This is a genomic window from Agromyces binzhouensis (genome assembly GCF_004135055.1).
GTDB lineage: Bacteria > Actinomycetota > Actinomycetes > Actinomycetales > Microbacteriaceae > Agromyces > Agromyces binzhouensis.
In genome coordinates this window covers 1-4,144 of record NZ_SDPL01000287.1, presented here as the reverse complement: position 1 = coordinate 4,144, position 4,144 = coordinate 1, and the positions used below count along the sequence as shown (strand labels likewise).

Below are 4,144 nucleotides of genomic sequence, written 5' to 3'. Positions count from 1 at the left end.
GGGCCCTCGGCACGGACGGCTCGCTGCGCGCGCTTCCGGAAGGCGGCGCGAAGCGCGACGGCTCGGGCCAGACGCTCGACGCCGTCGTCCAGGTGATCGGGCGCGCGATCCGCTGACCTTCCGCCGATCGGCACCGAAACCGGCGGCCCGTCGCACGAGGGTGTGACGGGGCCGTCGGCGTCGGCCGGTCGTGGCGGGCGCGATCGCCCGTCGAGTCAGCTCAGGCGTCGATGCGATCGCGCGTGAGCGCGGCCGCGCTGTCGACGATGAACTCCTTGCGCGGCGCGACCTCGTTGCCCATGAGGAGTTCGAACACGCGGCCGGCGTTCTCGGCATCGGCCACGCCGACTCGTCGGAGGGTGCGGTGCCCGCGATCCATGGTCGTCGACGCGAGCTGGTCGGCATCCATCTCGCCGAGGCCCTTGTACCGCTGGATCGGGTCCTGGTAGCGCTTGCCCTGCTTGCGGAGCGTCGCGAGCACGCCCGCGAGCTCCTTCTCGGAGTAGGTGTAGATCACGTCGTTCGGCTTCGACCCGGGGTTCATCACCACGACGCGGTGGAGGGGCGGCACCGCGGCGAACACGCGGCCGTCCTCGATCATCGGCCGCATGTAGCGGAAGAAGAGCGTGAGCAGCAGCGTGCGGATGTGCGCGCCGTCGACGTCGGCGTCGCTCATGATGATGACCTTGCCGTATCGCGCGGCGGAGAGGTCGAAGCTGCGCCCGGAGCCGGCCCCGATGACCTGGATGATCGACGCGCACTCGGCATTGCCGAGCATGTCGGCGATGCTCGCCTTCTGCACGTTCAGGATCTTGCCCCGGATGGGCAGCAGCGCCTGGTGCTCGCTGTCGCGGGCGAGCTTGGCGGTCCCGAGGGCCGAGTCGCCCTCGACGATGAACAGCTCGCTCTGCGCGACATCCGTCGACCGGCAGTCGACCAGCTTCGCGGGCAGCGACGAGGTCTCGAGCGCGTTCTTCCTCCGCTGGGTCTCCTTGTGCGTGCGCGCCGAGATGCGCGCCTTCATCTCGGAGACGACCTTCTCGAGCACCAACGCGGTCTGCGCCTTGTCGTCGCGCTTGGTCGACGCGAAGCGCTCGCCGAGCGCCTTCTGCACGACGGATGCCACGATCGAGCGCACCGCGGGCGTGCCGAGCACCTCCTTGGTCTGGCCCTCGAACTGCGGCTCCGGCAGGCGCACCGTGAGCACCGCGGTGAGGCCCGCGAGCACGTCGTCCTTGTCGAGCTTGTCGTTGCCGACCTTCAGCCGCCGGGCGTTCTGCTCGACCTGCTGGCGGATGAACTTCAGCAGCCCCTGTTCGAAGCCCGCCTGGTGCGTGCCGCCCTTGGGCGTCGCGATGATGTTGACGAAGCTGCGCATGACGGTGTCGTAGCCCGTGCCCCACCGGAGGGCGATGTCGACGTGGCAGTGGCGCTCGACGTCGGTCGGGATCATCGCGCCGTGGTCGCTCAGCACGGGCACCGTCTCGGTGAACCGCCCGTCGCCGGTCAGCCGCCAGATGTCGGTCACCGGCCCGTCGACGGCGAGGTGCTCGGCGAACTCCGAGATGCCGCCCTCGAAGTGGAACCGGTGGGTCTCGGGCTCCTCGCCGCGTTCGTCGGACACGGTGATCGCCAGGCCGGGCACGAGGAAGGCGGTCTGCCGGGCACGGTTCAGGAGGTCCTCGAGCTGGAAGCTCGCACCGCGCGTGAAGATCTGCGGGTCGGCCCAGTACCGCACCCGCGTGCCCGTCACCGCCTTCGCGACACGCCCGACCTTGCGCAGTTCGCTCGACTGCTCGAACGGATGGAAGGGCGCGGTCGGGGATCGCGTGCCGTTGTCGTCGAAGGTGCCGGGCTCGCCGCGGTGGAAGGACATCGCCCAGGTCGCGCCCCCGCGGTCGACCTCGACGTCGAGTCGCTCCGACAACGCGTTCACGACCGACGCGCCGACGCCGTGCAGGCCGCCCGATGCGGAGTACGAGCCTGAGCCGAACTTGCCGCCCGCGTGCAGCTTGGTGAACACGACCTCGACGCCGGTGAGCCCGGTCTTCGGCTCGACGTCGACCGGGATCCCGCGGGCGCGGTCGCGCACCTCGACGCTGTCGTCGGGATGGAGCACCACCTCGATCTCGGTACCGTGGCCGCCGAGCGCCTCGTCGACCGAGTTGTCGATGATCTCCCAGAGGCAGTGCATGAGGCCGCGCGAATCGGTCGAACCGATGTACATGCCCGGTCGCTTGCGGACCGCCTCGAGGCCCTCGAGGACGGAGAGATGACGGGCGGAATAGTCGGAGCTCACGTCGCACAAGCCTAGTGAGGGCCACCGCGTTCCCGGCTCAGGCGCTTCGCGCTGAGCGAAATGCGGGGTCCTGCGGGACCGTCGCGCCCGGAGTCGTGTTTTCATTGAGGGACGGAAACGGCTCGTGAACTACGGAGGAGGCGCCATGAACCAGTACACCGACACCGCCGGTGCGGTCGACGAAGTCGACGCCCCGCACGAGCTGACTGCGCTCGACCGCTGCGACGCCTGCGGCGCGCAGGCCTACATCCGCGTGGTCGTCGCCAGTGGCGAACTCCTGTTCTGCGCCCACCACGGCCGCAAGCACGAGGAGAAGCTCTCGCAGATCGCCCACAGCTGGCACGACGAGTCGAGCCGGCTCCTCTCCGACACGCGCAACTGACGCGGTCCCACGACGAAGTCGAACGCCCCCGGAGGAATCCGGGGGCGTTCGTCGTCGTGGCGTACGGGGCGTGTCAGGCGTCGGCGGATGCCGCGACTCCAGCGGCGCGCAGCTGGAGCTTCCGGGCGGCCTCCGCGAACCGGTCGACCTCGACCGACCGCTCCCCCGGCACGTACTGCGTCCCGGCGCGCGCGCACGCGCGTTCGAGCATCGCGTCGGCCAGTCGGGGGTTCTTCGCCAGGACGGGTCCGTGCAGGTGCGTGCCGATGACGTCGCCCATCCGCACGCCCTCCTGGCCGGAGCCACGGCCGTTGCCCGACCCCGCCTGGACTCGCCCGATGGGCGAGGCCTCGGCGCCGACGTAGTCGCGTGCGTGGTTCTCGAAGCCCACGAGGAGCCCCAGCCCGCCCGAGGCCTTCACCACGAGGTCGCCGGCCACGCGGCCGTCGCGCGGCACCGCACGCCCGGCGAGGATGCCGAGCCCTTCGATGCTGCGGCCGTCGGCGAGCTCGACCCCCCAGCTCAGCAGCTCCCAGCCGGTGCCGACCGCGAGGATCGGCACCCCCTCGGTGCCCCAGCGACGGAGCTCGTCGTGGAGCCCGAGCAGGACGTCCCGGCTGCGCTCGAGTGACGCGTCGCTGCCCGAACCGAGGACCACGGCGTCGACTCGCTCGGGGAGGTCTGCGGGATCCTCGACCGCGACGACGCGTGCGTCGAGGCCGGCCCACCGCGCGCGTGCGGCGAGCACGGCGGCGTTCTCGGCGTCGCCGTTGGTGTTCTGCAGCGAGGGCAGCAGCGAGACGATCGTGAGGGTCATTCCGCTCCCGTGAGTCCGAGGTGGGCGCGAGTGCGCCGCATGGCGTCGGCAGAGAAGACGATCGTCTTCACTCCGCTCGTCGGCGCCGGGCCGGCGAGGAAGTCGTCGAGCGCGCGCCCGAGGTCGTGCTCGACCCGGTCGATCTCGACGCCGTCGTACGCCAGCATCAGGGCGGCCTCGTCGGCCTTGGACCCGCTGACGATCGAGACGCGGCCCAAGGAGGAGGCGTCCGTCGGCCAGAAGTACGACGGATCCCGCACGTCGGATCCGATCGCGAAGAGGATCCGGTCGGTGCCCGGGGCGATGCTGTCGACGTTCAGCTGGTAGCTCGCGGGATTCTGGACGAGGACGAAGTCGACCTCCTGCCCGCGGACCGTGACCCGCTCGCCGCGCCCGAAGACGGCGGGGATGGCGCTGAGGGCACGCGCCGCGACCTCGGGATCGAACTGCTCGCCGAGGACGGCATGTGCGGTCGCGTACGCCGCGGCGGCGTCGACGGCGTAGTGCGTGCCACGGGCGGGCAGGCCGATCGCGACGTCGCGCCCGGAGTCCGCGAGCACGGCGGATGCTCCGTCGACGGAGGCCACGACGACGCCCTCGGCCGGGTCGAGCCGCTCGGCGCTGGTCTCGGTGTGGCCGAGTCCGC

Annotated in this window: 3 protein-coding genes and 1 pseudogene; 1 reads left to right on the top strand and 3 read right to left on the bottom strand. The window is 71.1% G+C overall.

What is annotated here, in order from left to right:
* Positions 1 to 220 precede the first annotated feature (220 nt).
* Positions 221 to 2,299: a DNA gyrase/topoisomerase IV subunit B gene (locus tag ESO86_RS12665; RefSeq protein ID WP_242492355.1), complete on the bottom strand. Its 2,079-nt coding sequence runs from the start codon at positions 2,297 to 2,299 to the stop codon at positions 221 to 223.
* A 145-nt stretch (positions 2,300 to 2,444) separates the two neighbouring features.
* Here ESO86_RS12665 and ESO86_RS12660 point away from each other — a divergent pair, with 145 nt between their 5' ends.
* Positions 2,445 to 2,681 (top strand): DUF7455 domain-containing protein, encoded by a 237-nt coding sequence (locus ESO86_RS12660; protein ID WP_129235351.1) that lies wholly within the window; start codon positions 2,445 to 2,447, stop codon positions 2,679 to 2,681.
* 73 nt (positions 2,682 to 2,754) lie between these two features.
* Here ESO86_RS12660 and ESO86_RS12655 read toward each other — a convergent pair whose 3' ends face one another.
* Together ESO86_RS12655 and ESO86_RS12650 are read right to left on the bottom strand one after the other, a co-directional pair.
* Positions 2,755 to 3,498, bottom strand: a complete 744-nt coding sequence (locus ESO86_RS12655; RefSeq protein WP_129235350.1) for a type 1 glutamine amidotransferase — start codon at positions 3,496 to 3,498, stop codon at positions 2,755 to 2,757.
* Positions 3,495 to 4,144, bottom strand: a pseudogene (locus ESO86_RS12650) (MurT ligase domain-containing protein); the annotation flags it as partial. The gene ESO86_RS12655 and the pseudogene ESO86_RS12650, both read right to left, overlap by 4 nt.